The organism is Shinella curvata, from assembly GCF_022899935.1.
In the GTDB taxonomy this organism is placed as follows: Bacteria; Pseudomonadota; Alphaproteobacteria; order Rhizobiales; family Rhizobiaceae; genus Shinella; species Shinella curvata.
Genome location: NZ_JALJCJ010000001.1, coordinates 104,660 through 129,226, shown reverse-complemented (window position 1 = coordinate 129,226; position 24,567 = coordinate 104,660). Strand labels below are relative to the sequence as shown.

23 protein-coding genes are annotated in these 24,567 nt (G+C 62.9%); 3 read left to right on the top strand and 20 right to left on the bottom strand.

The window, feature by feature from the left end:
• Window positions 1–4: 4 nt before the first annotated feature.
• The 9 genes from hflX to dusB form a co-directional block, all read right to left on the bottom strand.
• Window positions 5–1,324 carry a GTPase HflX gene (gene hflX, locus MUU55_RS00675; RefSeq protein WP_244758851.1) on the bottom strand — a complete coding sequence of 440 codons (1,320 nt, stop codon included), beginning with the start codon at window positions 1,322–1,324 and terminating at the stop codon, window positions 5–7.
• A 77-nt stretch (window positions 1,325–1,401) separates the two neighbouring features.
• Window positions 1,402–1,644: an RNA chaperone Hfq gene (gene hfq / locus MUU55_RS00670; RefSeq protein ID WP_023514954.1), complete on the bottom strand. Its 243-nt coding sequence runs from the start codon at window positions 1,642–1,644 to the stop codon at window positions 1,402–1,404.
• A gap of 99 nt (window positions 1,645–1,743) precedes the next feature.
• A complete protein-coding gene (locus MUU55_RS00665) occupies window positions 1,744–2,607 on the bottom strand; it encodes a D-amino-acid transaminase (RefSeq protein ID WP_244758850.1) in 864 nt (287 codons plus the stop codon).
• Between the two features lie 7 nt (window positions 2,608–2,614).
• The gene (trkA, locus tag MUU55_RS00660; RefSeq protein WP_244758849.1) at window positions 2,615–3,991 is read right to left on the bottom strand and encodes a Trk system potassium transporter TrkA; all 1,377 of its coding nucleotides are present in this window, start codon (window positions 3,989–3,991) and stop codon (window positions 2,615–2,617) included.
• A 29-nt stretch (window positions 3,992–4,020) separates the two neighbouring features.
• Window positions 4,021–5,385 carry a nitrogen assimilation response regulator NtrX gene (ntrX, locus tag MUU55_RS00655; RefSeq protein ID WP_244758848.1) on the bottom strand — a complete coding sequence of 455 codons (1,365 nt, stop codon included), beginning with the start codon at window positions 5,383–5,385 and terminating at the stop codon, window positions 4,021–4,023.
• Entirely contained in the window at window positions 5,375–7,648 is a 2,274-nt protein-coding gene (locus tag MUU55_RS00650; RefSeq protein ID WP_244759834.1) for a sensor histidine kinase NtrY-like, read from the bottom strand. Before MUU55_RS00650 ends, ntrX begins: the two co-directional genes overlap by 11 nt.
• Window positions 7,649–7,854: 206 nt before the next feature.
• Complete coding sequence (gene ntrC, locus MUU55_RS00645) at window positions 7,855–9,309, bottom strand: nitrogen regulation protein NR(I) (RefSeq protein WP_244758847.1); 1,455 nt, start codon at window positions 9,307–9,309, stop codon at window positions 7,855–7,857.
• Window positions 9,309–10,460 carry a two-component system sensor histidine kinase NtrB gene (locus MUU55_RS00640; RefSeq protein ID WP_244758846.1) on the bottom strand — a complete coding sequence of 384 codons (1,152 nt, stop codon included), beginning with the start codon at window positions 10,458–10,460 and terminating at the stop codon, window positions 9,309–9,311. The genes ntrC and MUU55_RS00640 overlap by 1 nt, the downstream gene beginning before the upstream one ends.
• Window positions 10,457–11,482: a tRNA dihydrouridine synthase DusB gene (gene dusB / locus MUU55_RS00635; RefSeq protein WP_244758845.1), complete on the bottom strand. Its 1,026-nt coding sequence runs from the start codon at window positions 11,480–11,482 to the stop codon at window positions 10,457–10,459. Before dusB ends, MUU55_RS00640 begins: the two co-directional genes overlap by 4 nt.
• On the opposite strand from dusB, the gene MUU55_RS29025 reads away from it, so the two are divergent.
• Genes MUU55_RS29025 through MUU55_RS00625 form a run of 3 tightly spaced genes read left to right on the top strand, consistent with a single transcriptional unit; the run spans window position 11,459 to window position 13,337 of the window.
• Complete coding sequence (locus MUU55_RS29025) at window positions 11,459–11,587, top strand: hypothetical protein (RefSeq protein ID WP_280518879.1); 129 nt, start codon at window positions 11,459–11,461, stop codon at window positions 11,585–11,587. The two genes, dusB and MUU55_RS29025, sit on opposite strands and share 24 nt — an antisense overlap.
• A gap of 32 nt (window positions 11,588–11,619) precedes the next feature.
• A complete protein-coding gene (locus MUU55_RS00630) occupies window positions 11,620–12,840 on the top strand; it encodes a bifunctional 2-C-methyl-D-erythritol 4-phosphate cytidylyltransferase/2-C-methyl-D-erythritol 2,4-cyclodiphosphate synthase (protein ID WP_244758844.1) in 1,221 nt (406 codons plus the stop codon).
• Window positions 12,837–13,337, top strand: coding sequence for a CinA family protein (locus MUU55_RS00625; protein WP_244758843.1), 501 nt, complete (start codon window positions 12,837–12,839; stop codon window positions 13,335–13,337). The genes MUU55_RS00630 and MUU55_RS00625 overlap by 4 nt, the downstream gene beginning before the upstream one ends.
• On the opposite strand, the gene MUU55_RS00620 is transcribed toward MUU55_RS00625, so the two are convergent.
• The 11 genes from MUU55_RS00620 to eno form a co-directional block, all read right to left on the bottom strand.
• Window positions 13,334–14,143, bottom strand: coding sequence for a hypothetical protein (locus tag MUU55_RS00620; protein WP_244758842.1), 810 nt, complete (start codon window positions 14,141–14,143; stop codon window positions 13,334–13,336). The genes MUU55_RS00625 and MUU55_RS00620 overlap by 4 nt on opposite strands.
• Window positions 14,144–14,174: 31 nt before the next feature.
• On the bottom strand, window positions 14,175–14,627 hold the full coding sequence (locus MUU55_RS00615; protein WP_244758841.1) for a type II toxin-antitoxin system RatA family toxin: 453 nt from the start codon (window positions 14,625–14,627) through the stop codon (window positions 14,175–14,177).
• Window positions 14,628–14,636: 9 nt separating this feature from the next.
• Complete coding sequence (locus MUU55_RS00610) at window positions 14,637–15,197, bottom strand: P-loop NTPase family protein (protein ID WP_244758840.1); 561 nt, start codon at window positions 15,195–15,197, stop codon at window positions 14,637–14,639.
• Window positions 15,198–15,284: 87 nt separating this feature from the next.
• Window positions 15,285–16,262 (bottom strand): lipoyl synthase, encoded by a 978-nt coding sequence (lipA, locus tag MUU55_RS00605; protein WP_244758839.1) that lies wholly within the window; start codon window positions 16,260–16,262, stop codon window positions 15,285–15,287.
• Between the two features lie 89 nt (window positions 16,263–16,351).
• Window positions 16,352–17,797: a dihydrolipoyl dehydrogenase gene (lpdA, locus tag MUU55_RS00600; RefSeq protein ID WP_244758838.1), complete on the bottom strand. Its 1,446-nt coding sequence runs from the start codon at window positions 17,795–17,797 to the stop codon at window positions 16,352–16,354.
• Between the two features lie 58 nt (window positions 17,798–17,855).
• Entirely contained in the window at window positions 17,856–18,497 is a 642-nt protein-coding gene (locus tag MUU55_RS00595) for an SGNH/GDSL hydrolase family protein (RefSeq protein ID WP_244758837.1), read from the bottom strand.
• Window positions 18,498–18,512: 15 nt separating this feature from the next.
• Complete coding sequence (locus MUU55_RS00590) at window positions 18,513–19,850, bottom strand: pyruvate dehydrogenase complex dihydrolipoamide acetyltransferase (RefSeq protein ID WP_244758836.1); 1,338 nt, start codon at window positions 19,848–19,850, stop codon at window positions 18,513–18,515.
• A gap of 14 nt (window positions 19,851–19,864) precedes the next feature.
• The gene (locus MUU55_RS00585; protein WP_244758835.1) at window positions 19,865–21,259 is read right to left on the bottom strand and encodes a pyruvate dehydrogenase complex E1 component subunit beta; all 1,395 of its coding nucleotides are present in this window, start codon (window positions 21,257–21,259) and stop codon (window positions 19,865–19,867) included.
• A 16-nt stretch (window positions 21,260–21,275) separates the two neighbouring features.
• A complete protein-coding gene (gene pdhA / locus MUU55_RS00580; RefSeq protein ID WP_244758834.1) occupies window positions 21,276–22,322 on the bottom strand; it encodes a pyruvate dehydrogenase (acetyl-transferring) E1 component subunit alpha in 1,047 nt (348 codons plus the stop codon).
• 148 nt (window positions 22,323–22,470) lie between these two features.
• Window positions 22,471–22,779, bottom strand: coding sequence for an FtsB family cell division protein (locus tag MUU55_RS00575; RefSeq protein WP_117371052.1), 309 nt, complete (start codon window positions 22,777–22,779; stop codon window positions 22,471–22,473).
• Between the two features lie 449 nt (window positions 22,780–23,228).
• Entirely contained in the window at window positions 23,229–24,503 is a 1,275-nt protein-coding gene (gene eno / locus MUU55_RS00570) for a phosphopyruvate hydratase (protein ID WP_244758833.1), read from the bottom strand.
• Between the last annotated feature and the right edge of the window lie 64 nt (window positions 24,504–24,567).

The following is a 24,567-nucleotide window of genomic DNA, read 5'->3' as shown; positions in this document are numbered from 1 at the left end:
AACGTTACCGCTCCCAATCCTCACGCGCCGGCTTGCCGCCGATGCCGAGGCGACGGTCGAGTTCGGCGGCTTCCGTTTCTGTCAACCGCAGTTCCAGCCGCACGGTGCCGTCCTCCAAGTCCTCACGTGCATCGATGATCGAATGCTCGTAGAGCCACGGCAGAAGCTGCAGCTTTGTCACCGGCACGATGATATCGCGGTCGACAAGCACCCCGGAAAGCCGCCGGTTGATTTCGGAGAGCAACGCATCGACGCCCTCGCCCGAAATCGCCGAGACCGCGATGACGTTCGGCTGCGTTTCGGCCTTCTGCACCAGCGCGTCGCGCGCCTCGGGCTCAAGCCGGTCGATCTTGTTCCAGACTTCGAGGATACGCTCCGCGCCGTCCTTCTCGTCGATGCCGAGTTCACCGAGAATGCGCAGCACGTCGGACGATTGCGCGCCATTGTCCGGATCGGACATGTCACGCACATGGAGCACGAGGTCGGCTTCCAGCACCTCTTCCAGCGTCGCGCGGAAGGCGGCGACGAGATGGGTCGGCAGATCCGAGATGAAGCCCACGGTGTCGGACAGGATGACGGTGCGTCCCTGCGGCAGCTTCATGCGACGCAGCGTCGGGTCGAGCGTGGCGAAGAGCATGTCTTCCGCCAGCACGCCCGCACCGGTGATACGGTTGAACAGCGTCGACTTGCCGGCATTGGTATAGCCAACGAGCGCCACGATCGGATGCGGCACCTTCTTGCGCTTGGAGCGATGCAGTTGCCGGGTGCGGCGCACCTGTTCCAGCTCGCGCTCCAGCTTGACGATCTTGTCCTGAAGCAGGCGGCGGTCGGCTTCGATCTGCGTTTCACCGGGGCCGCCCATGAAGCCCGCGCCACCGCGCTGGCGTTCCAGGTGGGTCCAGCTGCGCACGAGGCGTCCGCGCTGATAGTTGAGATGCGCAAGCTCGACCTGCAGCGTGCCTTCCTTGGTGGAGGCGCGGCGACCGAAGATTTCGAGAATGAGGCCGGTGCGGTCGATGACCTTGGCGTTCCATTCCTTTTCGAGATTGCGCTGCTGCACCGGCGTCAGCGGATGGTCGACGATGACGAGACCGGCGTCGTGCGCGTCGAGCGCCGCCTTGATCTCCTCGATCTTGCCGGTGCCCAGCAGCGTGCCGGGCTTCGGCTGGCTGACGGGCACAAGCATCGAAGCAACGATGGTGAGATCGATGGCGCGCGCAAGGCCGACGGCCTCTTCGAGGCGAGCCTCGTCGGAGCGCGTCACAACGGTCGGATCCGGCTTCGTGCGCCCCTTCAGAACGGGCGCGATCACGACGGCACGCATGTCGTCCCGGCGCTTTTCGACGTCCGGGACGATGGATTCCTTGGATGAATCAGGTGTTTTAATGGTCTTGGGTCCTGTCAGGAGCCGCTTTCCTCGGTCTCGAACATCTGCAGCGGCTGGCCGGGCATGATAGTCGAGATCGCGTGCTTGTACACGAGCTGCGAGTGACCGTCGCGACGGAGCAGCACGCAGAAATTGTCGAAGGAGGTGACAACCCCGGTCAGCTTGACCCCGTTGATGAGAAAGATCGTGAGAGAAATCTTTTGCTTGCGAACGGTATTAAGAAAAAGATCCTGCAGGTTCTGAGAACGTTCCGCCATCGCGCCGCTTCTTTCTGATTGCCGGCCCTTGAGACCGGTTGACTGAAATAAATTGCCCCCAGGCCCGGCAGCCAATGTGCCCGGCCGTCGATTTTGGTATCAAATCACGGTCTTCTCCGCAACGGCGAAAAAAGCGTCTCTGATTTTCTGCGCCATCATGCCGGGATGGCCATTGGCGATGGTCTGTCCGTCGATGGACACGACCGGAAGGCAGATGGTTGTGGCACCCGTGACGAACACTTCGCGCGCTTCGAGCATTTCCGCGACGGAAAAGCGCCTTTCGTCTACGGAAAGACCGAGTTTTTCGGCGACATCCATCAACGTCGTCCGGGTGACGCCGCGCAGGATCGCGTGGTCGGCGGGGCGCGTCACCAGCGTTCCCGCCTTGTCGACGATCCACAGGTTCGTTGCGCCACCCTCGGTGACGTTCCCCTCGGAATCGACGAAAATCGCCTCCTGCGCGCCCGCTTCCTTCGCCTGCTGGCGGGCCAGCACATTCGGAAGCAGGCCGACCGTCTTGATATCCACCCGGCCCCAGCGGTTGTCCGCCACAGTCACCGCCTTGATGCCGGTCGCGTATTTCGCCGCGTTCACCGCTGGGTTCAGGCTCTTTGCCGTGACGATGAGAGACGCCCGCACCTCCGGCGACGGGAACACATGGTCGCGCCGGGCGACGCCCCGCGACACCTGGAGATAGACCATGCCGTTGACGACCCGGTTGCGGCGCAGAACCTCGCGCATGATCCCCGTCAGGGCAGCGCGCGTCATGGGCGCCCGAATGTAGATTTCCGCGAGCGAACGATCCAGCCGGTCGAGGTGGCGCGTCAGGTCGATGACAAGCCCCTTCTGCACCTGGCAGACCTCGTAGACCGCGTCGGCAAAGACAAGGCCGCGATCCTCGATGGAGACCGCGGCGTCGGCATGGCGGACATAGCGGTCGTTGACATAGGCAAAACGCGGCATGGCGATCCTAGAAATACTGAATGCTGACGCGGAAAAGCTGCTCGACATGACGCACGGCTGCCGCCGCGGCAAAGAGGACGACCCGGTCCTTCGCCTTGATCTTCGTGTTGCCATCCGGGCGGATCACCGCCTTGTCGCGGTAGATCGCGCCGATGCGGATGCCCGGTGGCAGCTCGATTTCGCGCAGCGGCTTGCCCACGAGCGGCGACGTCTCCAGCGCCTCGGCCTCGATGACTTCCGCCGAGCCCTTCTGCACCGCGTAGACGGAACGGATACGCCCCTTTCGTACATGCTGCAGGATGCCGGAGATCGTCACGGCGCGCGGATTGATGCTGGCGTCGATGCCGAGCGTCTTGGTGAAACCCTGGTAGCTCGGGTCGTTGATCAGAACGAGGTTCTGTTTGCATCCGAGCCGTTTGGCCATGACGCTGCCGAGGATGTTGATCTGGTCGTTGTTGGTCAGCGCCACGATCAGGTCGGCATCCTGAATGTCGGCCTGCAGGAGCATTTTCTGGTCGAGGGCCGAGCCGTGCAGGACGACGGCGTTGCGCAGCTTGTCGGCCACCACCACGGCCCGCTCCCGGTCGCTTTCGATGATCTTCAACCGGGTCTTCGGCTGGTAGTCCTCGATGGTCTTGGCAACGAAGTAACCGATATTGCCGCCGCCGGCGATGACGATGCGCGCGGCCTCCTGCTCCTCATGGCCGAAAAGGGCGAGCGTGCGCCGCACATGCCCCTTGTCGCAGACCACATAGGCGAGGTCGCCGGAATGCAGCTGGTCGGAGGAATTCGGCACGGTAAGCTTGCCGTTGGAAAAGATGCCCGTGACGGTCGCGTTGAGGTCCGGAAAAAGCTCGCTGAGCTGCTTCAGCGGCGTCTCGACGACGGGGCAATCCTCCATGCATTCGATCGCAACCATGACGATGCGATCATCGGCGAAGCGCACGACATCGGTCGCGCCGGGGAAGGAAATACGGCGCAGCACCATCTTGCCCACCTCCACCTCCGGCGAGATGGTGACGTCGATGGGCATGTCGTCGCGCGAAAAAAGGTCGGAATATTCCGGCGCGAGATAGCTCTGCGCGCGGATACGGGCGATCTTGGTCGGTACGTTGAACAGCGAATGGGCCACCTGGCAGGCGACCATGTTGATCTCGTCGAACAACGTGACGGCAATCAGCATGTCCGCCTGATCGGCGCCCGCCTTGGCCAGCACCTCCGGATGCGCGCCGTGACCGACGACACCGCTGACATCGAGCGTATCGGTAATGGCCGATATCAGCGACGGCTGCGTATCGATGACGGAAACGTCGTTGCCCTCTTCGGAGAGCCGCTCCGCAATACCGTAGCCGACGCGGCCTGCGCCGCAGATGATGACCTTCATGTCCGCGAATCCCTCAGTCCCCTGGCGCCTTATACGCCAAGCGACTTAAGTTTGCGATGAAGCGCGGAGCGTTCCATGCCGACGAACTCGGCGGTGCGGGAAATGTTGCCGCCGAAGCGGTTGATCTGGGCGATAAGATAATCGCGCTCGAACATTTCGCGCGCCTCGCGCAGCGGCAGCGTCATGATGTGCTGGTCGCCCTGCGTGGAAATCTTCGGCAGCATGTCGCCCACTTCCGTAGGCAGCATGTCCGCGGTGATCGGCGTATCCGGACCGTCGCTGCGGGCGAGAATCATCAGGCGCTCGATATTGTTGCGCAGCTGACGGATGTTGCCCGGCCAGTCATGCGCCTGCAGCACGGCGAGCGCGTCGTCACCGATTTTTCGCGCGCGGATACCCGCCTGCTCGCTGACCTGGCGCATGAACATGTCGACGAGGAAGGGAATGTCCTCGCGCCGCTCGGCAAGCGGTGGCACGCGCACCGGCACCACCGCGAGGCGGTGATAGAGGTCTTCGCGAAAACCGCCCTCGGCGATCAGGCTTTCGAGATTGTACGCGGTCGACGAGATGATTCGCACGTCCACCTTCACCCGCTTGGAGCCGCCGACGCGCTCGAACTGTTGATCCACAAGCACGCGAAGAATCTTATTCTGCGTTTCGCGCGGCATTTCGCCGATCTCGTCGAGATAGAGGATGCCGCCATGGGCCTCTTCCAGCGCGCCGGTGCGGCGCGGCTGGCCGGGTGTGCCCTCGGTGCCGAACAGCGCGATTTCCATGCGTTCGGGCGTGATCGCCGCAGCGTTCAGCACCACGAACGGGCCGCCCGATCGCGTCGACTTGCGATGGATCATGCGCGCCACCAGCTCCTTGCCGGAGCCGGAGGGGCCGAGGATCATGATACGGCTGTTGGTCGGCGATACCTTGTCGATGTTCTGGCGCAGCTGCGAGACGGCGACGGAGGTGCCGATCAGCTCGGCCGGATCGCCCGAACGCTTCTTCAGCTCCGTCACCTCGCGGCGCAGCTTGGAATTCTCCAGCGCGCGTTCGGCAATGAGAATCAGCCGGTCCGCCTTGAACGGTTTCTCGATGAAGTCATAGGCACCGCGACGGATCGCCGACACGGCCGTCTCGATATTGCCGTGGCCGGAAATCATCACGACCGGCAGATCGGGATGGCGGCTCTTGATCTCGTCGAGCAGCGCCAGTCCGTCGAGCTTGCTGCCCTGCATCCAGATGTCGAGGAAGACGAGGCGCGGCACACGATCGCTGATCGCCGCGAGCGCGCTGTCGCTGTCATAGGCGGTGCGCGTCTCGTGCCCTTCATCAGACAGGATGCCGGAGACGATCTCGCGGATGTCCTCTTCGTCGTCCACTACGAGAATATCAGACGCCATGGCTCATTTCCTTGCTCTTATTCTTGTCCGCATCGACGGCCGCGGTTTCCTCGTAGGGCAAGATCACGCGGATCATCGCCCCCTGGCCGTTGTCGAAATCGTGGGGGGCATCGTGCAGTTCCAGCTGCCCACCATGGTCTTCAATGATCTTCTTGACGATGGCGAGGCCAAGGCCCGTGCCCTTCTCGCGCATCGTCATATAGGGCTCGAGAATGCGATGGCGATTTTCCGTCGGCAGGCCCTTGCCGTTGTCGACGACATCGACGACGAAACGCCGCCCCGCATCGTCGGCTTCGGCGCGCACGAGGATTTTCCGCTCCGTGCGCTCGGCATCCGGCGGCAGCGCCTCGATTGCCTCGACCGCGTTCTTGACGAGATTGCCAAACGCCTGCCCGAGCATGCGCGCGTCGAACAGCCCTGTCAGTGGCACATCGCCAAGTTCCTTCAGGAAGGCGACGTGGTTGTTGCCCATCTCGCGCAAGAACACGGCATCCTTGAGGATGTTGCGCAGGTCGGAACGTTCTTTCGTCGGCTTCGGCATGCGGGCGAAGGAGGAGAACTCGTCCACCATGCGGCCGATATCCTCGACCTGACGCACGATCGTGTCGGTACACTGGTCGAAGACGGCGCGATCCTCCTGATCGATCTGCTTTCCGTAGCGCCGGCGAATTCGCTCGGCGGAGAGCTGGATCGGCGTCAGCGGGTTCTTGATTTCATGGGCGATGCGGCGAGCCACATCCGCCCAGGCCGTCGAGCGCTGCGCGATGACGAGATCGGTAATGTCGTCGACGCTGACCACGAAGGATTCCTGGGCGTCCTTCTGTTCCTCGCGGATGACCTGCACGTTCAGCGTCCGCTCCTTGCCGCCATGCATGATATTGATCTGCTTGCGGAATTCATTGCGGTGGCGTGCGGCTCCCTCGGCAAGCACCGCCGCGATTTCCGGCGCGACGCCGACCAGCGGCTCGCCGACGAGGTCCGCGGCATTGCGCCCGAGCAGGATTTCCGCCGAGAGGTTGACGATCGTGATACGCCCGTCGCCCTCGACGCCGATGACGGCCGCCGTGACGCCGGACAGCACGGCCTCGATAAAGCGGCGGCGGTGATCCATCTCGTCCTTCGCGTCGAGGATTTCGCCCTGCTGGGTACGGATTTCAGCGATCATCTTGTTGAAGGTGCGCGAGAGATTGCCGACGTCGCCATCCACCGCGCGCACCGGTACGGTCACGTCGAGATTGCCGGAAGCGACACTATCGGCCGCGCCGATCAGCTGGCGGATCGGCCGTACGATCCGGTCGGCAACGGCGATGGCCGTCCAGATCGCGGCGAGCAGCACGATGAGCGCGAAGCCGAGATAGAGCACGCCGAAAGCGATCTGCAGCGATGTGCGCCCCGCTTCGAGCGCGCGGTATTCGGCCGTATTCTCCTCCATCAGCCGCATGGAACGCATGACTTCCGGGTCCACGGTACGGATCGTGTAGAGGAAGGCGTCGGGCACGTTGTCCAGCTTGATGATGGCGCCGACGAGGTTTGTCTGGCCCGGCGGGATCAGCGTCGGCTGGCCGGCGGCCGAAGCGCGCAGCGCATCCTCCGGCGCGGCCGGCAGCCGGTTTTCGGTTGGAATGTTCGCCTGAAGGATCGTCGAGCCGTCGGCGCGCAGCAGGAAGGCGCCAAGCATGCCGCGCCCGCGCGCCTGCCGGGTCATCAGATCGGTAAAGCCCGTACGGTCGAGGCTATAGAGCTGCCGGTTGCGGTCGAGGTCGTTCGCCATCGAAACCGTCTGGCCCTGCAAATAGCTGGCATTTTCCAACATATAGGCCTGCGCCACGTTCAGCGAGGAGCTGACGATCGACTGCGTGCGGATGGAGAACCAGCGGTCGAGGCCGACGTCGAGCGTGATGGAGGCGAAGATGGCGACTAGCACGGCCGGCGTGATCGCGACGATCGAGAACAGGGCGACGATGCGCACATGCAGACGCGCGGCCGCACGGCCGCGGCTACGGGCACGCAGCAGCCGCAGGATTTCCCGACCGATCAGGAACATCAGGCCAACGATGAAGATTGCGTTGATCGCGGCCGAGGCGATGACGACATTGGCGACCGGCTTGATCGGCGTCAGGCCGAGCAGGATGAACAGCGACAGCGTCGCGGCCACAAGCGCGCCACCGGCCAGCACGAGACCCGGCAGGGCGAAGGATGCGCGCCGGTCGGCCGACACCTTTCCCTCATTGTCACCTGCAAGCAGGTCTATGCCCTGGTCCATCTGCCGCATCGCTTCCCCGGCCGTGCACCGTAGAAGGGTGTCGGCGTTCTTCTCGTGTTTTCGGGATGGCGCCAACCGCAGGAGGACCGGCCGCATTCGCACCCGGATCCTTGACGATCAGGCACGCGGACCTATTCGGCCGCAAACCCCTCTGTTACCCTCAAGCAACAGATTGTGGCCAAAATGCAACGCCCCCTGCCGTGAAGTCAAGCAGAGCGCGAACTTCTGTACACAGAGACGCCCAGTTCGCGAATTTTCTTGCGCAGTGTGTTGCGGTTCAGGCCGAGCAGATCGGCAGCCTTGATCTGGTTGCCCCGCGTTGCGGTCAGGGCGGCGAGAATCAGCGGATATTCCATCTCGGCCAGCACGCGTTCGTAGAGACCGGCCGGCGGCAGCGCGTCGCCGAAGCTTGAGAAATACTGCCGCATGTTCTCTTCCACCGCCTGTGAAATGGAAAGCGAACCGCTGCGCACCACGGTCTTTTCGATCGGGCTGTCAGGGATATCCGCGCGCAATTCCGTCTCGATGATCTCGCGAGTGATGACGTCCTGCGGGTAGAGCGCGGTCAGGCGGCGCACGACGTTTTCCAGTTCGCGCACATTGCCCGGCCAGGCATGCGCCTTCATCAGTTCCAACGCCTCTTGGTCGAATCGCTTGGCGTCGAGCCCTTCCTTCTCCGCCTGCTGCACGAAATGGCGCACCAGATCGGGAATGTCTTCCGCACGGTCGCGCAGCGGCGGCAGGCGCAGCGGCACGACGTTGAGGCGGTAATAAAGATCCTCACGAAACAGGCCCTGGTTGATCGACTGTTTCAGGTCCTTATTGGTTGCCGCCACGATGCGCACGTCGGTGCGGATCGGCGTGCGACCGCCGACGGTGGTGTATTCGCCCTGCTGGAGAACGCGCAGCAGGCGCGTCTGCGCATCCATCGGCATGTCGCCGATCTCGTCGAGGAACAGCGTGCCGCCCTCGGCCTGCTCGAAGCGGCCGGTCGAGCGGTTCTGCGCGCCGGTGAAGGCGCCCTTCTCGTGGCCGAACAGTTCCGATTCGATCAGGTCGCGCGGAATGGCCGCCATGTTGATGGCGACGAAGGGGCCGTTGCGGCGCTTGCCATAGTCATGCAGCGCGCGGGCGACGAGCTCCTTGCCGGTGCCCGATTCGCCGGTGATCATCAGCGTCAGGTCCGTCTGCATGAGACGCGCCAGCACGCGGTAGATTTCCTGCATGGCCGCCGAGCGGCCGACCAGCGGCATGCCGTCCTGCGTGTCGTCGTCGAGGCGGGCCGGCTTGCGCTTCGGTTCGGCCAACGCCCGGCCGATGATGGCGATGAGTTCGGTCAGATCGAAGGGTTTCGGCAGGTAGTCGTAGGCGCCCTTTTCCGAGGCCTTGATCGCCGTCATGAAGGTGTTCTGGGCACTCATCACCAGCACCGGCAGATCCGGGCGCGCTTTCTTGATACGCGGCAGGAGGTCGAAGGCATTCTCGTCCGGCATCACGACGTCGGTGACGACGATGTCGCCCTCGCCGGCCGAAATCCAGCGCCACAGCGTCGCCGCGTTGGAGGTGATGCGCACGTCGTAGCCGGCCCGGCTGAGCGCCTGGTTGAGAACCGTGCGGATCGCGGCATCGTCATCGGCAACGAGGACTGTGGCGCCTGTCATCAGATATGTCCTTTGGTCTTGGAAAAGCCGTCGTCTTCACTGACGCCGCGGGAGGCCGGCATCAGCACGCGGAAGGTGGTTCGCGAACCCTGGCTGTCGCATTCGACAATGCCGCCATGGCCGCCGATGATCTTTGCCACCAATGCAAGGCCAAGGCCCGAACCGTTGGTCTTGGTGGTGATGAAGGGGTCGAAGAGATGCGGCAGCAGGTCCGCCGGCACGCCGGGGCCGTTGTCATGCACGCAGAATTCCAGCGGCAGCGAAATCTTTTCCCGCGTACCCGCAACGGAAAGCCGGATTCCGGGTCGATAGGCCGTCGTCAGCTGGATTTCGCCCTCCGGCCGGTCGCCGATCGCTTCCGCGGCGTTCTTGATGAGATTGAGAAAGACCTGAACCAGCTGGTCCCGATTGGCAAAGACCGGCGGAAGCGAGGGATCGTAGAGTTCGGTGATCTTGATGTTGCGGCCGAAACCGGCCTTCGCCACCGCCTTCACATGGTCCAGCACGGCATGGATGTTCAGCGGCACACGATCGACCGGACGCTCGTCGGAAAACACTTCCATGCGATCGACCAGCGAGACGATGCGGTCGGTCTCGTCGCAGATCAGCCGCGTCAGCGCCCGGTCCTCGTCGATGACGGAAGTTTCCAGAAGCTGGGCCGCACCGCGAATGCCGGACAGCGGGTTCTTGATCTCATGCGCCAGCATCGAGGCAAGGCCAGTGACGGAGCGGGCGGCACCCCGGTGCGTCAGCTGCCGGTCGATCTTGTCCGCCATCGAACGCTCCTGGATGACGACCACGACGGAGCCCGCCGGTCCGGTCGTCACGGGCGCCACGTAGATATCGGCCAGCTTGTCCGCGCCGAGACGCGGCGAGGACAGGTCCACCCGGTACTCGCTGACCGGCGCCTTGCGCTCGCGCACCTGGTCGATCAGCGTCAGAAGCGGGCTCCCGAAGGGAATGAGGCTCGAAACCTTGTGTTTCGCCAGATGGTTGGCGCTCGCACCGAAGAAGGATTCCGCCTCCCAGTTGGCGAAGGCGACATGGCCATCGATATCGACGAGGATAACCGGATTTTGAATGGAGTTGAGCACCGCGAGCGCCAGGTCCGGCGCCTTGGTGGCATTCTGTTCTGGGGCCTTGTCCGTCATGCGGCCTCTCCGATCCCTGCGGCACCCGCCTCCAGAATGGCGGCCTCCAGGCGGTTTGCGACGAAGTCGCTGTCACGCGCCGTCATGATCTCCGCCTTCATCGCGCCTGATATGTCCGGTGCGTAATGTCCGAGATACCAGCCGACATGTTTGCGGGCATGGCGCAGGCCGCCCTCTACGCCGTAGAAATCGAGCATCATGCGATAGTGCTCCACAGCCGTCGACGCGACCACATCCAGCGAGGGATGTTCGATGGCGTCGGCCAGAACCGCCGGATGCCAGGGCCGGCCCTGTGCGGAACGGCCGACCATCACGGCATCGGCGCCCGAGCGGCGCAGGATCTCTGCGGCATCTTCGGATGTCTCGACGTCCCCATTGGCGACAAGCGGGATCGACAGCACGTCGCGCACTGCGCGAATGGCGTCCCAATCCGCCTTGCCCTCGTAGAACTGCATGCGCGTGCGGCCATGCACGGTGATCATCGCGGCACCCGCCGCTTCGGCACGGGATGCGATATGCGGCGCGTTCAGCGAATCATGGTCCCAGCCGAGCCGCATCTTCACCGTGACCGGCACCTTCACGGCATTGACCGTCGCCTCGATCAGCCCGAGCGCATGATCGGGGTCGCGCATCAGTGCGGAACCGGAATAACCGCCGATCACCTTCTTGGCGGGGCAGCCCATATTGATGTCGATGATATCGGCGCCCTCGCCTTCGGCGATCTTCGCGGCTTCCGCCATCCAGTGCGCCTCGCGCCCGGCGAGCTGCACCATATGCGGCGCGATGCCGCAATTGCGGATGCGCGACCAGCTTTCCCGCGCATTCAGCGCCAGTTCCCGGCTCGCCACCATCTCCGTCACGACCAGCCCCGCGCCAAAACGCCAGGCGAGATCGCGGAACGGCAGGTCCGTGACGCCCGACATCGGCGCTAGGACCACGCGGTTGCGCAGAGTCTGGTTTCGGATCGCCAGCGGTGCCGACAGGGCGGGGATCGTCAAATGCTCATCTTTCAAGCAGGTCATGTCTCTGCACTATTTTTAGCCATCATTGTCGTACTTGCCAAGCCGCAATCCTGCGAACCTGCATTTTTCCTGACAGCGCTGGAAATGCGGCATCCTTCCGGCTAAACCACCTCAAAACGCTTTGAAACGGGAGGTCGATGACCGAAATGCAGGCGGAAAACGCGCATTCCTGCGGTGTGGTGATCGTTGCCGCCGGTCGCGGTGAGCGGGCCGGCAGTCATGCCGAAGGCCCCAAGCAATACCGCCGCATCGGCGGAAGGCCGGTCATCTCCCATACGCTCGATCTCTTTGTCAATTGGCAGCCCGCCCGGCGTATCGTGGTCGTGATACATCCCGATGACGCGGCCTTGTTCGAGATGGCGCGCGAAAACGCCCTGCCCGCCGGCGATCGCCTCACCGTCGTGCATGGCGGCACGACCCGTCAGCAATCGGTGCTTGCCGGCCTCGAAGTGCTGGAGAAGGACGAGATCAGTCATGTGCTGATCCAGGATGCCGTGCGCCCCTTTGTCGAACCTGCCATCCTGGAACGCACGCTTGCCGCCTTCAGCCACGGTGCGCGCGCCGTCCTGCCCGCCGTCGCGGTCGCCGATACGTTGAAGCGCGCCGATGCGAACGGCAACGTCGCGGAAACCGTCTCGCGCTCCGGCCTCTTTGCCGCGCAGACGCCGCAGTCCTTCCACTTCGCCACCATCCTCGAAGCGCATCGTCGCGCAGCCGCCTCCGGCCGCACGGATTTCACCGACGACGCCTCGATTGCCGAATGGGCCGGCGTGCGCGTGCATCTCGTCGAAGGCAGCGCCGGTAACGTCAAGCTTACATTGCAGAAGGATATCGCCATGGCCGATCAGCGCCTTTCCCACGGTTTGCCCGATGTGCGCACCGGCAACGGCTATGACGTGCACCAGCTCGTCGACGGCGATGGCGTGACGCTCTGCGGCCTGTTCATTCCGCACGACCAGAAACTGTCCGGCCATTCCGACGCCGACGTCGCGCTGCACGCCCTCACCGATGCCCTGCTGGCCACCTGTGGCGCCGGCGATATCGGCGATCATTTCCCGCCGTCGGACATGCAGTGGAAGGGAGCCGCCTCGCGCATCTTCCTGGAACACGCGGCAAACATCGTGCGCGCGAACGGCGGCACGATCATGAATGCCGACATCTCGCTGATCGCCGAGGCACCGAAGGTCGGCCCGCACCGCGATGCCATGCGCCAGAACCTCTCGGATTTCCTCGGCATCTCCATCGACCGCTGTTCGGTGAAGGCCACGACCAACGAGAAGATCGGCTTCATCGGCCGCCGCGAAGGCATTGCCGCCATCGCCACCGCCACCGTCGTCTACAAGGGAACCGACGCATGAGTTTCTGGCCTGAAGATATCGAAGAGACCGCGCGCAGCATCGTTGCCGATTTCACGGAGAAAAAGCTGCTCATCGCCACAGCCGAATCCTGCACCGCAGGGCTGATTGCCGGCGTGATCACGGAAATCCCCGGTTCCTCGACTGTCTTCGACCGCGGCTTCGTCACCTATTCCAACGAGGCCAAGCGCGAAATGATCGGCGTCGCCAACGCGACGCTGAAGGCGCACGGCGCCGTCTCGCGCCCGACCGCGCTGGAAATGGCGCAGGGCGCCATCGGCAATTCCGGCGCCAATATCTCGATTGCCGTGACCGGTATTGCCGGTCCGGGCGGCGGCACGGAGGAAAAGCCGGTCGGTCTCGTCCACCTCGCTGCCGCGCGCACGGGCCATGAGACGCTGCATCGGGAAATGCGCTATGGCGATATCGGCCGCAATGCCGTCAGACTTGCGACGGTGCGCACCGCGCTGGAAATGCTGATCGAGATCGCGCGGGATTAATTCGGGCAGAGCGCATAGACGCTCATGGCGAAATTCGCCTCGTAGCGCGCCGTATCTGCCCAGAAAACCTGCCCCTCCGGGAAATTCTTCGCGAGGAAAGCATCGACGCTCGCCTTCTGCTTTTCGGCGAGCGCCTTGTAGTCAGCTGTCTTGCGCTTGTCGCTGATGCATTTCGTGAAATCCGGAATGGGGCTTGTCCGCTCCACGAAAAGCGCCTCGAAATCGCTTGAACTCAAGGCCTTGCCGATCTCGACGGCAGCGATCTTGCGAGCCGCCGGCGCAGGCAGCACGATATCGAACGTCTCGACATGGAAAAAATCCCCGAGGCGCCGGTCCTCGTCGCCAAGTTCGGCCCCTTCGACGGTATAGGCCTTGCCGACGAGCTTGTAGCCGCTCGCCTCGAAGGCCAGACGCGCCGAGACCTTCACTTTCAGCGCCTTCTCGCGCTCCGGCTTCTGGTCCTTGAAGAGCGGCGGCTGCAGCGTCTCCTTGTCCACGATGCGCATCTCGCCGCCGACGTCGATGGCCGCCGGATCGGAGGAATAGGCATGGCGCGTATTGTAGAAAGCCAGCATCTCCGCCTCGCGCGTGGGGAAGAAGGCGCGATCCAGATAGACCGGATTTCGGGGCAAGCCGCCCTCTCTGCCCTCGATCGTCATCTTCACATCAGGCCCGACACGATAACTGCCGGCGAGCGGCCGGCTCTGTTCGTCGAGAAGCAGGATGTAGTCTCCCGGCGCTTCCTGCGCGGCCGCAGGCGTGCAAATGAAGGCGATGAGGGCGAAGGGCGCAAACCGGGTGATCATGTCCCGGTAACGGACGATCGATCAGAAAAATTCAGGCGGCCGGATAAATCGCGGCGGCGCGCTTGTCGAAAGCCTCGGTGAACATGCGGAAGGCACGGTCGAACATCGAGCCCATCAACGCGCCGAGAATGCGGCTCTTGAACTCGTAATCGATGAAGAAATACACCGAGCATCCACCATCAGGCAGCGGCTCGAAACGCCAGCGGTTGTCGAGATAGCGGAACGGACCGTCGATATATTTCACGTCGATGGCCCATTCGGCCGGGTCCAGCAGCACCTGCGTCGTGAACGTTTCGCGGATTGCCTTGTAGCCGGTGGTCATATCGGCGATCAGCAGTTCCTTGCCCTCGCGCTCCTTGCGCGAACGCACGGTCAGGGCCTCGCAGAGTGGCAGGAACTGTGGGTAGCGCTCGACGTCGGCCACAAGGTCGTACATCTGCTTGGGGGTATAGGGAACAGAACGGCGGGTTTCGAACTTGGGCATGGCCGAGAGCTAGTATTTCGCCTCTAGAAGCGCAAGTAGCGCCCGGTTCTCCGACCGCGATTTCAACACGCAAACCGGCACGTCGCGGCCATAGGCCGCAAGATTATGCTCGATCTCCGGGCTCTCGGTCTTCTCGAAATTCCACACATAGGTCAGGAATTCGCGGTTGATCCGCTCCGGGCAGTTCTCTGCCATCTCGGGCCGCGTGCGTCCGCGATAGCGCAGCCAGCGCGAAACCACACCATAGATCGACATCCAGCGCGGCGGCCGCAGCCAGAGGACGAGATCGGTGCGCGGCAGGCGCAGCGGCAAGGTGCCGGGACTTGTGCCATCCATGATCCAGCGCTCCTGCGCAACCATGCCTTCCAGGCGCGCCAAGGCCTCGGCGCGCGGCCGCGACTGCCAGCCCGGCAGCCAGAAGATCTCGCGGTCCATCGAGACATAAGGCAGGCTGAGCCTGTCGGCGAGTTGTCGGGCCAGCGTGCTTTTGCCGCTTCCCGAACAACCGATCACCAGCACACGCTCCGCCGTCTTCAACCGTTCGGCCGCAGCCTCCGGAGCCATCGTCATCGCAGCCTCCTGAAACGAAAAACCCGCCGTCGGGCGGACGGCGGGTTTAAAGGAAGCGTTTGGGAAAATCCATTCGCGGCGGAAAGTCTATTCCGCGGCGACCAGAAGCTTGCGCTCACGCGCAGCCTTGAGGCGGGCGAAGTCGTCGCCGGCATGGTGCGAGGAGCGGGTCAGCGGGCTCGACGACACCATCAGAAAACCCTTGGAATAGGCGACGGTTTCGTAGGACTTGAACTCCTCCGGCGTCACGAAGCTCATGACGGCATGGTGCTTGCGGGTCGGCTGGAGGTACTGGCCGATGGTCAGGAAGTCGACATCGGCGGTGCGCAGATCATCCATCAGCTGGAGCACTTCGTTGCGCTCCTCGCCGAGGCCCACCATGATGCCCGACTTGGTGAACATGGTCGGGTCGAGTTCCTTCACGCGCTGCAACAGGCGCACGGAGTGGAAGTAGCGCGCACCCGGACGGACGGTCAGGTAGTTGCCCGGCACGGTTTCCATATTGTGGTTGAAGACGTCGGGCTTGGCGGCGACGACACGTTCCAGCGCGCCCGGCTTCTTCAGGAAGTCCGGCGTCAGGATTTCGATCGTGGTCAGCGGCGAGGCCGCACGAATGGCCCAGATCACCTTCTCGAAATGCTCGGCGCCACCATCGGCAAGATCGTCACGGTCGACCGAGGTGATGACGACGTGCGAAAGGCCCATCTGCTTGACGGCCTTGGCGACGTTTTCCGGCTCCGCCATGTCGAGCGCATTGGGTTTGCCCGTCGCCACGTTGCAGAAGGCGCAGGCGCGGGTACAGATCTCGCCCATGATCATGAAGGTCGCGTGCTTCTTGTCCCAGCACTCGCCGATATTCGGGCAGCCCGCTTCCTCGCACACCGTCACCAGCTTGTGCGAGCGCACCAGATCGCGCGTTTCCTGATAGCCCTTGGAAACCGGCGCCCTGACGCGGATCCATTCCGGCTTGCGCAACACTTCCGTGTCCGGCCGCTTGGCCTTTTCCGGATGGCGCACGCGCTTGGCTTCGGGATCAAGTTTGGTGCGGTCGAGAATCGTGACCATGTCTATCCACTTCCTAGCAGGCCGTTGCGCCTGTCTTGCGGACATTGAAAAAGCGAGCCCGCCTCATGTGGAGGCGGGCTTTAGCACGTTCAAGCGTTGAGCGCACGCCCATAGGCATCGAGCACGCTTTCCTTCATCGTTTCCGAGATCGTCGGATGCGGGAAGATCGTGTGCATCAGCTCTTCCTCTGTCGTCTCCAGGTTCATGGCGACGACAAAACCCTGGATCATCTCGGTCACTTCAGCGCCGACCATATGGGCGCCGAGCAGTTCGCCGGTCTTCTTGTCGAAGATCGTCTTGACCATGCCCTGGTCCTCGCCGAGCGCCACGGCCTTGCCGTTGCCGGCGAAGGTGAAGCGGCCGACGCGGATATCGCGGCCCTGTTCCTTGGCCTTGGCTTCCGTGAGACCGACGGAGGCGACCTGCGGGTGGCAATAGGTGCAGCCCGGGATTTTGGACTTGTCCATCGGGTGGACGTTCGGCAGGCCGGCGATCTTCTCGATGCAGATGACGGCTTCGTGCTCGGCCTTGTGGGCGAGCATCGGCGGGCCGGCGACGTCGCCGATGGCATAGATTCCGGGCACGTTGGTCTTGCCGTAGCCGTCGATGGCGATGAAGCCGCGGTCGGTCTTCACGCCGATGGCCTCAAGGCCGATATTCTCGATATTGGCCTGCACGCCGACGGCGGAGATCATGCGGTCGGCGGTGATCTTCTCGACCTTGCCGTCCTTCATTTCGACATGGGCGGTAATCGAGTTGGCGCCCTTCTCCACCTTGGCGACCTTGGCTTCCAGATGGATCTTCATGCCCTGCTTTTCGAACTGCTTCTTGGCGAGTGCCGAGATTTCGACGTCCTCGACCGGCATGACCGTCTTCATCACTTCGACGACCGTCACATCGACGCCCAGCGTGCGATAGAAGGAGGCGAATTCGATGCCGATGGCGCCCGAGCCCATGACGAGCAGCGATTTGGGCATTTCCTCCGGCTTCATCGCCTCGAAATAGGTCCAGATCAGCTTGCCATCCGGCTCGATGCCCGGCAGCGCACGCGGACGCGCACCCGTTGCGATGACGATGTTCTTCGCCGTGTAGGTGCCTTCGGGCAGAACGTTCTTCGGCAGCGGTGCCTGCGGCTGCTGGATCGCCTTCGTCGTCTTGGAAACGACGATCTCGCCGGGCTTGGTGATCTTGGCCTCACCCCAGATGATGTCGACCTTGTTCTTCTTCATCAGGAAGCCGACGCCGCCGTTCATGCGCTGGGCAATGCCGCGCGAGCGGGCGACGATGGCCTTCAGGTCCGGCGTCACCGTTCCCTCGACCTTGATGCCGTAGTCGCCGGGGTGCTGGGCATAGTGGAAGATTTCGGCCGAGCGCAGCAGCGCCTTGGTCGGAATGCAGCCCCAGTTGGAGCAGATGCCGGCGAGATGTTCACGCTCCACGATGGCCGTCTTCAGGCCGAGCTGCGCTGCACGGATCGCGGCGATGTAGCCGCCCGGACCCGAACCGATAACGATGACGTCGTAAGTCTGAGCCATGTCGTTTCCTGCCTTGTTTCTCGCGCGGGCCTATAGCCGCGTCTCACGTTCTCTAGAATTACAATCCGAGCATCATGCGCACGACCGGCTCGAGACCCTTGCCGATTGCGCGTGTGTTCTTCGCATCGAGATGCACGCCGTCGAGCGGTGTCGTCTCCGCGACCGAGCCGGCATCGAAGAAGCCGCAGCCGGTTTCATCCGCCAGGTCCGCATAGAGCGTCGCTAGCATCGCCGATTGCTCGACGCCGCCGGCAAACATCGCCGCGAAGGCAGTGTTGGCCGTTTCGCAAAGCTGCGGCGGGGAGACGACGAGCACCTCCGGCCCCTCAGCGCTATCGAACGACCAGGCGTGGTGACGCACCAGCTCCACCAGCCGCTCCATGCCCTGAACGGCGCCGAAGGCTGTGCCGCAGATGGTCGGCTTCATGTCATTGGCGCCGAGGAACAGGATGACGAGATCGATCGGATCGTGGCTGTGCAGAATCGTCGGCAGAATGCGCGCACCATTGCGGTCGCAATCCGCCAGATGGTCGTCATAGGCGGTGGTGCGGCCGTTGAGACCCTCCGCGATGACGGTGACGTCAGGTCCCAGGGCTTTGGCGAGCACGCTCGGCCAGCGATCCTCGAAGGCATGCCGGTCGAGCGTTTCCGCGTTGTAACCCCAGGTCAGGCTGTCGCCGTAGCAGAGAACCGTCTTCATGGTCGCACCCCGCTATCAGACGAGCATCCCCATCGGGCTTTCGATGTAGCGCTTGAAGGCACCGAGCAGCTCGGCGCCGAGCGCACCATCAACGCAGCGGTGGTCGGTGGAGAGCGTGACCGTCATCGCGTTGACGATGACCATCTGGCCCTTCTTGACCACGACGCGCTCTTCGCCCGCGCCGACCGCCAGGATCGTCGCATGCGGCGGGTTGACGACGGCCGCAAAGTTCTTCACGCCCATCATGCCCATGTTGGAGACTGCCGTTGTGCCGCCCTGGTACTCTTCGGGTTTCAGCTTGCGTTCCTTGGCACGCTTGCCGAGGTCCTTCATCTCGTTGGAGATGGCCGACAGGCTCTTCAGTTCCGCGCTGCGGATGATCGGCGTGATCAGGCCGCCTGGGATGGAGACGGCGACGCCGACATCCGCGTGCTTGTGCTTGACCATGTTCGTATCGGTCCAGGAGACGTTGGCATCCGGCACGTCGCGCAGGGCAAGCGCCATGGCCTTGATGACCATGTCGTTGACCGAAAGCTTGTAGGCCGGCTTGCCGTCCTTCTCCGGGGCGGAGCCGTTGATCTGGGCGCGCAGGGCCAGAAGCGCGTCGAGCTCGACATCCACGGAAACGTAGAAATGCGGGATCGTCTGCTTGGATTCCTGCAGGCGCTTGGCGATGGTCTTGCGCATGCCGTCATGTGGCACGAGCTCGTAAGAGCCGGCCTCGAACAGCTTGAGCACGGCCTCTTCCGACATGCCCTTGGGGGCAGCGGCCGGCGCAGCGGATCCAGCAGCCGCCGGGGCGGTAGCAGCGGCGGGCTTGGCACCGCCGGAGGCAATCGCCTTCTCGACGTCACCCTTGACCACGCGGCCATGCGGGCCGGAACCGGCGACCGACTTGATGTCGAGGCCGGCGTCCTTGGCAATGCGGCGGGCGAGCGGCGAGGAGAACAGGCCGCTGCCGCCATGATTCTGCGCAGCCGCCGGAGCGGCAGCAACGGGCGCCGGAGCAGCGGCAGCCGGCTTTTCGGCTTCCTTCGGCGCTTCGGCAGCCTTGGCTTCCGCCTTCGGCGCGGCCGAACCGCCACTGCTCGCTGCAGCAGACACATCTTCGCCATCGGCGGCGAGGATGGCGATCAGGCTGTTGACCTTCACGCCTTCCGTACCGGCGGCAACGACGATCTTGGCGACAACGCCTTCGTCGACGGCTTCGACTTCCATAGTCGCCTTGTCGGTCTCGATCTCGGCGATGACGTCACCGGATTTCACGGTGTCGCCTTCCTTGACGAGCCACTTGGCAAGATTGCCCTCTTCCATGGTGGGCGAGAGAGCGGGCATCGTAATGTTGATCGGCATTTCGCGCCCTCCCGTTACTTGTAGCAGACGGCCTTCACCGCCTCGACGACTTCACCTACATTCGGCAGCGCCAGCTTTTCGAGGTTGGCGGCGTAAGGCATCGGAACGTCCTTGCCGGCAATCGTGACGACAGGCGCGTCAAGATAGTCGAAAGCTTCGCGATGGACGCGGTTGGCGATGAAATCGCCAACGGACGACTGCGGGAAACCTTCCTCGACGGTCACAAGGCGACCGGTCTTCTTCACCGATTCGATGATGGTCGGCAGATCCATCGGACGGATCGTGCGAAGGTCGATCAACTCGACGTCGATGCCTTCCTTCTCCAGTTCCGCCACGGCCTTGATAGCATAGGTCATGCCGATGCCGAAGGAGACGAGCGTCGCGTCCTTGCCCCTGCGGTGGATGCGCGCCTTGCCGATCGGCAGAACCAGATCGTCAAGCTTCGGAACCTCGAAGCTGTGGCCGTAGAGAATTTCGTTTTCGAGGAAGACGACCGGGTTCGGGTCGCGGATGGCGGCCTTGAGCAGGCCCTTTGCGTCAGCTGCCGTGTAGGGCATGACGACCTTGAGGCCCGGAATCTGGCTGTACCATGCGGCATAGCACTGCGAGTGCTGGGCACCGACGCGTGCGGCTGCACCGCTCGGGCCGCGGAAGACGATCGGTGCGCCCATCTGGCCACCCGACATGTAGAGCGTCTTTGCCGCCGAGTTGACGATGTGGTCGATCGCCTGCATGGCGAAGTTGAACGTCATGAACTCAACGATCGGCTTGAGGCCCGACATGGCAGCACCGACGCCGATACCGGCAAAGCCGTGCTCGGTGATCGGGGTGTCGATGACGCGCTTGTCGCCGAATTCCTGCAGCAGGCCCTGGGTAATCTTATAGGCGCCCTGATATTCGGCGACTTCCTCACCCATGATGAAGACGTCGCCGTCGCGACGCATTTCTTCCGCCATGGCGTCACGCAGCGCTTCACGCACCGTCATGCTCACCATTTCGGTGCCGGCCGGGATGTCCGGATCGGCGGCGACTTCGGCCTTCGGCGCGGCCGGAACCGGTGCGGAGGCGGAACCCTGTGCCGTCGGCTTTTCAGCTTCCTCGACCTTCGGGCTTGCCGCTTCCTGCTTTTCCGCAGCCTTGGGCGCGGAAAGCGCATCGGCGCTTTCGCCATCCTGCAGCAGAACGGCGATGATGGAGTTGACCTTGACGCCTTCCGAACCGGCCGGAATCAGGATCTTGCCGATAACGCCCTCATCGACGGCTTCGACTTCCATCGTCGCCTTGTCGGTCTCGATCTCGGCGATCACGTCACCAGATTTCACGGTGTCGCCTTCGTTCTTGATCCATTTGGAAAGTGTGCCCTCCTCCATCGTCGGAGAGAGCGCGGGCATAAGAATATCTACGGGCATGTCTGTCTCCCCCGGATCAAAGCAGGATGTCGGTGTAGAGTTCGGATACATCCGGCTCTGGATCGGCCTGGGCGAATTCGGCACTGTCGGCGACGATGTCGCGGACGTCCTTGTCGATCTGCTTCAGATCGTCCTCGCTCGCCCAGCCCTGCTCCAGAAGGCGGGCCTTGACCTGCTCGAGAGGATCATGCTCGGAGCGCATCTTCTGCACTTCATCCTTGGAACGGTACTTCGCCGGGTCGGACATCGAGTGGCCGCGATAGCGATAGGTCAGCATTTCCAGGATATAGGGGCCCTTGCCGGCCCGGCAATGCGCGATGGCTTCGTCGGCCGCAGCCTTGACCGCACGCACATCCATGCCATCGACCTGAACGCCGGGAATGCCGAAGCCTTCACCGCGCTTGGCGAAGTTCGACTGCGCCGTGGAGCGGGCGGTCGACGTGCCCATCGCATAACGGTTGTTCTCGATGATGTAGACGACCGGCAGCTTCCAGAGAGCGGCCATGTTGAAGCTCTCGTAGACCTGGCCCTGGTTGGCCGCGCCGTCACCGAAATAGGTCACCGACACCTGGTCGTTGCCGCGATACTTGTTGGCGAATGCGAGACCCGTGCCAAGCGAGACCTGTCCGCCGACGATGCCGTGGCCGCCGTAGAAGCCCTTCTCCTTGGAGAACATGTGCATGGAGCCGCCCTTGCCCTTGGACAAGCCGCCCCGGCGCCCGGTCAGCTCAGACATGACGCCACGCGCGCTCATACCGAGCGCGATCATGTGGCCGTGGTCACGATAGGAGGTGATGACCTGGTCGCCATCCTTCTGCGCCATCTGCATGCCGACGACGACAGCTTCCTGGCCGATATAGAGGTGACAGAAACCGCCGATGACGCCCATGCCGTAAAGCTGACCGGCCTTCTCTTCGAAGCGGCGGATCAGCAGCATCTCGCGGTAGGCGTGAAGCTCTTCTTCCCTGGTGAAAACCAGACTGTTGGAGCCAATCGAGTCGTTTCGTGCAGGCTTTGCCGCCGCTTTGCGGCTGGACGTGGACGCGGTCTTGCGCGGAGCCATCGGTTCCTCCCTATGTTTGCCTTTTGACGAAACCATAGGGAAGAATGCCCATCGTAGCAATGCTATAAATGCATGGCTTATATTCTCGGCAAGCCACTGATTAGTAAGGGGTATTTATGATTAACCTGATTTCGGTTAATCGACATGATCAGTGGAAAATGACGATTTCGTCGGCCTTTGACATATTGAGATACGAGCGCGCCTTCTCGTCGAGCATGTCACGCTCGAGCGAACCGTCGCTCATCAGAGCCACTTCTTTTTCCAGGATCTGGCGCTGCCGCACGAGCACGTCCAGACGCGCCTGCCGTTCCACTCTCTGTCGCTCGAAATCCTCCATTCCGCGCAGACCGAAGTCACCATGGACGGAATGATAACCGAAGTAGGAGAGGAATGCGACTGTAATTACCGGCAGCGTCAGCCGCCCGAATTTCCGCTTCTTATGGTGTTTGGTCCACATGCACGTGCCCCGATACGCAATACGTTTCAGACATTAGCGCCAAGCGGTTAACCGATCATTGACCACGATGGGACCGGAAGGCGGAAAAGCCTGCGGGGCGCGAACGGGATGGACAAGGCAGCATTCCGGGCGTGGATCCTCGGGTCAAGCCCGAGGATGACGAAAGAAGAGAAGTGACCGGCAGAAGCAACCGCGCGACGCGCCGCGAGGGACGCTCCCTCGCTCCCCCTCACCATTTCATCATCCCCCAACAGACATTCCCTATATCACTCCCGCAAACCTACCCTCCGTCATCCTCGGCCTTGAGCCGAGGATCCACGCCACACGGCAGACGCTGCATTAAAAGGGCGGGCCATAGCACGTCCCAATAGACCGTTGCCCACCCCCAAAAAAACAAAACCCGCGCCTCTCGACGCGGGTTTCGCCATTTCGGAAAAACTGTTTTTCGATCAGCCGCGCAGGATGCTGCGGCCGGCATACTTGGCCTGGGCGCCCAGCAGTTCCTCGATGCGGATCAGCTGGTTGTACTTGGCGGTACGGTCGGAGCGCGCGAGCGAGCCGGTCTTGATCTGACCGCAGTTCGTGGCAACCGCGAGATCGGCAATCGTCGAATCCTCGGTCTCGCCCGAACGGTGCGACATGACGGCCGTGTAGCTTGCCTTGTGCGCGGTCTCGACGGCGTCCAGCGTTTCCGACAGCGAGCCGATCTGGTTGACCTTGACGAGGATCGAGTTGGCGACGCCCATCTTGATACCGTCGCGCAGACGCGCGGAGTTGGTGACGAACAGGTCATCGCCGACCAGCTGCACCTTCTTGCCGATCTTGTCGGTCAGCGACTTCCAGCCATCCCAGTCGTCCTCGGCCATGCCGTCTTCGATCGAGAAGATCGGGTACTTGGCGGCCAGCTCGGCCAGGTATTCGGCCATGGCTTCCGGCTCCAGCGTGCGGCCTTCGCCTTCCAGAACGTACTTGCCGTCCTTGAAGAATTCGGTCGAGGCGCAGTCGAGCGCGATATGCATGTCTTCGCCCGGACGGTAGCCGGCCTTCTCGATCGACTTCATGATGAAGTCGAGGGCAGCCGGAGCCGAAGCGAGACCCGGCGCGAAACCGCCTTCGTCACCAACGTTGGTGTTGTGGCCGTCGGCGGCAAGCTGCTTCTTCAGCGTGTGGAACACTTCCGAACCCATGCGCACAGCGTCGCGGATGTTGTCGGCGCCGACCGGAACGATCATGAATTCCTGGAAGTCGATCGGGTTGTCGGCATGGGCGCCGCCATTGATGATGTTCATCATCGGCACCGGCAGGACGCGGGCGTTCGGGCCGCCGACATAACGGAAGAGCGGCAGGTTGGCGGCTTCGGCGGCAGCCTTGGCGACGGCGAGCGACACGCCGAGGATGGCGTTTGCGCCGAGACGGGCCTTGTTCGGCGTGCCGTCCAGTTCGATCATCGTCTGGTCGACGGCGATCTGGTCTTCAGCCTCGAGGCCGCCGATGGCTTCGAAAATTTCGCCGTTGACGGCGGCGACGGCGTTTTCGACACCCTTGCCGAGGTAGCGCTTGCCACCATCGCGCAGTTCGACGGCTTCGTGCGCACCGGTCGAGGCGCCCGACGGAACGGCCGCGCGGCCGAAGCTGCCATCCTCGAGGTGCACGTCCACTTCGACGGTGGGGTTGCCGCGGCTGTCGAGAATCTCGCGGCCGATGATGTCGATGATAGCAGTCATGGATATCGTCCTGGTTCGGGGTTTATTAATCGATTAAAATCCACTTTTAATCGACGATGCAGAA

Bases quoted from the DNA above. Each gene is read 5' to 3' on its own strand.
- hflX (WP_244758851.1), bottom strand. From the start codon at position 1,324: ATGCGTGCCGTCGTGATCGCGCCCGTTCTGAAGGGGCGCACGAAGCCG.
- hfq (WP_023514954.1), bottom strand. From the start codon at position 1,644: ATGGCGGAACGTTCTCAGAACCTGCAGGATCTTTTTCTTAATACCGTT.
- MUU55_RS00665 (WP_244758850.1), bottom strand. From the start codon at position 2,607: ATGCCGCGTTTTGCCTATGTCAACGACCGCTATGTCCGCCATGCCGAC.
- trkA (WP_244758849.1), bottom strand. From the start codon at position 3,991: ATGAAGGTCATCATCTGCGGCGCAGGCCGCGTCGGCTACGGTATTGCG.
- ntrX (WP_244758848.1), bottom strand. From the start codon at position 5,385: ATGGCGTCTGATATTCTCGTAGTGGACGACGAAGAGGACATCCGCGAG.
- MUU55_RS00650 (WP_244759834.1), bottom strand. From the start codon at position 7,648: ATGGACCAGGGCATAGACCTGCTTGCAGGTGACAATGAGGGAAAGGTG.
- ntrC (WP_244758847.1), bottom strand. From the start codon at position 9,309: ATGACAGGCGCCACAGTCCTCGTTGCCGATGACGATGCCGCGATCCGC.
- MUU55_RS00640 (WP_244758846.1), bottom strand. From the start codon at position 10,460: ATGACGGACAAGGCCCCAGAACAGAATGCCACCAAGGCGCCGGACCTG.
- MUU55_RS29025 (WP_280518879.1), top strand. From the start codon at position 11,459: ATGCTCATCTTTCAAGCAGGTCATGTCTCTGCACTATTTTTAGCCATC.
- dusB (WP_244758845.1), bottom strand. From the start codon at position 11,482: ATGACCTGCTTGAAAGATGAGCATTTGACGATCCCCGCCCTGTCGGCA.
- MUU55_RS00630 (WP_244758844.1), top strand. From the start codon at position 11,620: ATGACCGAAATGCAGGCGGAAAACGCGCATTCCTGCGGTGTGGTGATC.
- MUU55_RS00625 (WP_244758843.1), top strand. From the start codon at position 12,837: ATGAGTTTCTGGCCTGAAGATATCGAAGAGACCGCGCGCAGCATCGTT.
- MUU55_RS00620 (WP_244758842.1), bottom strand. From the start codon at position 14,143: ATGATCACCCGGTTTGCGCCCTTCGCCCTCATCGCCTTCATTTGCACG.
- MUU55_RS00615 (WP_244758841.1), bottom strand. From the start codon at position 14,627: ATGCCCAAGTTCGAAACCCGCCGTTCTGTTCCCTATACCCCCAAGCAG.
- MUU55_RS00610 (WP_244758840.1), bottom strand. From the start codon at position 15,197: ATGACGATGGCTCCGGAGGCTGCGGCCGAACGGTTGAAGACGGCGGAG.
- lipA (WP_244758839.1), bottom strand. From the start codon at position 16,262: ATGGTCACGATTCTCGACCGCACCAAACTTGATCCCGAAGCCAAGCGC.
- lpdA (WP_244758838.1), bottom strand. From the start codon at position 17,797: ATGGCTCAGACTTACGACGTCATCGTTATCGGTTCGGGTCCGGGCGGC.
- MUU55_RS00595 (WP_244758837.1), bottom strand. From the start codon at position 18,497: ATGAAGACGGTTCTCTGCTACGGCGACAGCCTGACCTGGGGTTACAAC.
- MUU55_RS00590 (WP_244758836.1), bottom strand. From the start codon at position 19,850: ATGCCGATCAACATTACGATGCCCGCTCTCTCGCCCACCATGGAAGAG.
- MUU55_RS00585 (WP_244758835.1), bottom strand. From the start codon at position 21,259: ATGCCCGTAGATATTCTTATGCCCGCGCTCTCTCCGACGATGGAGGAG.
- pdhA (WP_244758834.1), bottom strand. From the start codon at position 22,322: ATGGCTCCGCGCAAGACCGCGTCCACGTCCAGCCGCAAAGCGGCGGCA.
- MUU55_RS00575 (WP_117371052.1), bottom strand. From the start codon at position 22,779: ATGTGGACCAAACACCATAAGAAGCGGAAATTCGGGCGGCTGACGCTG.
- eno (WP_244758833.1), bottom strand. From the start codon at position 24,503: ATGACTGCTATCATCGACATCATCGGCCGCGAGATTCTCGACAGCCGC.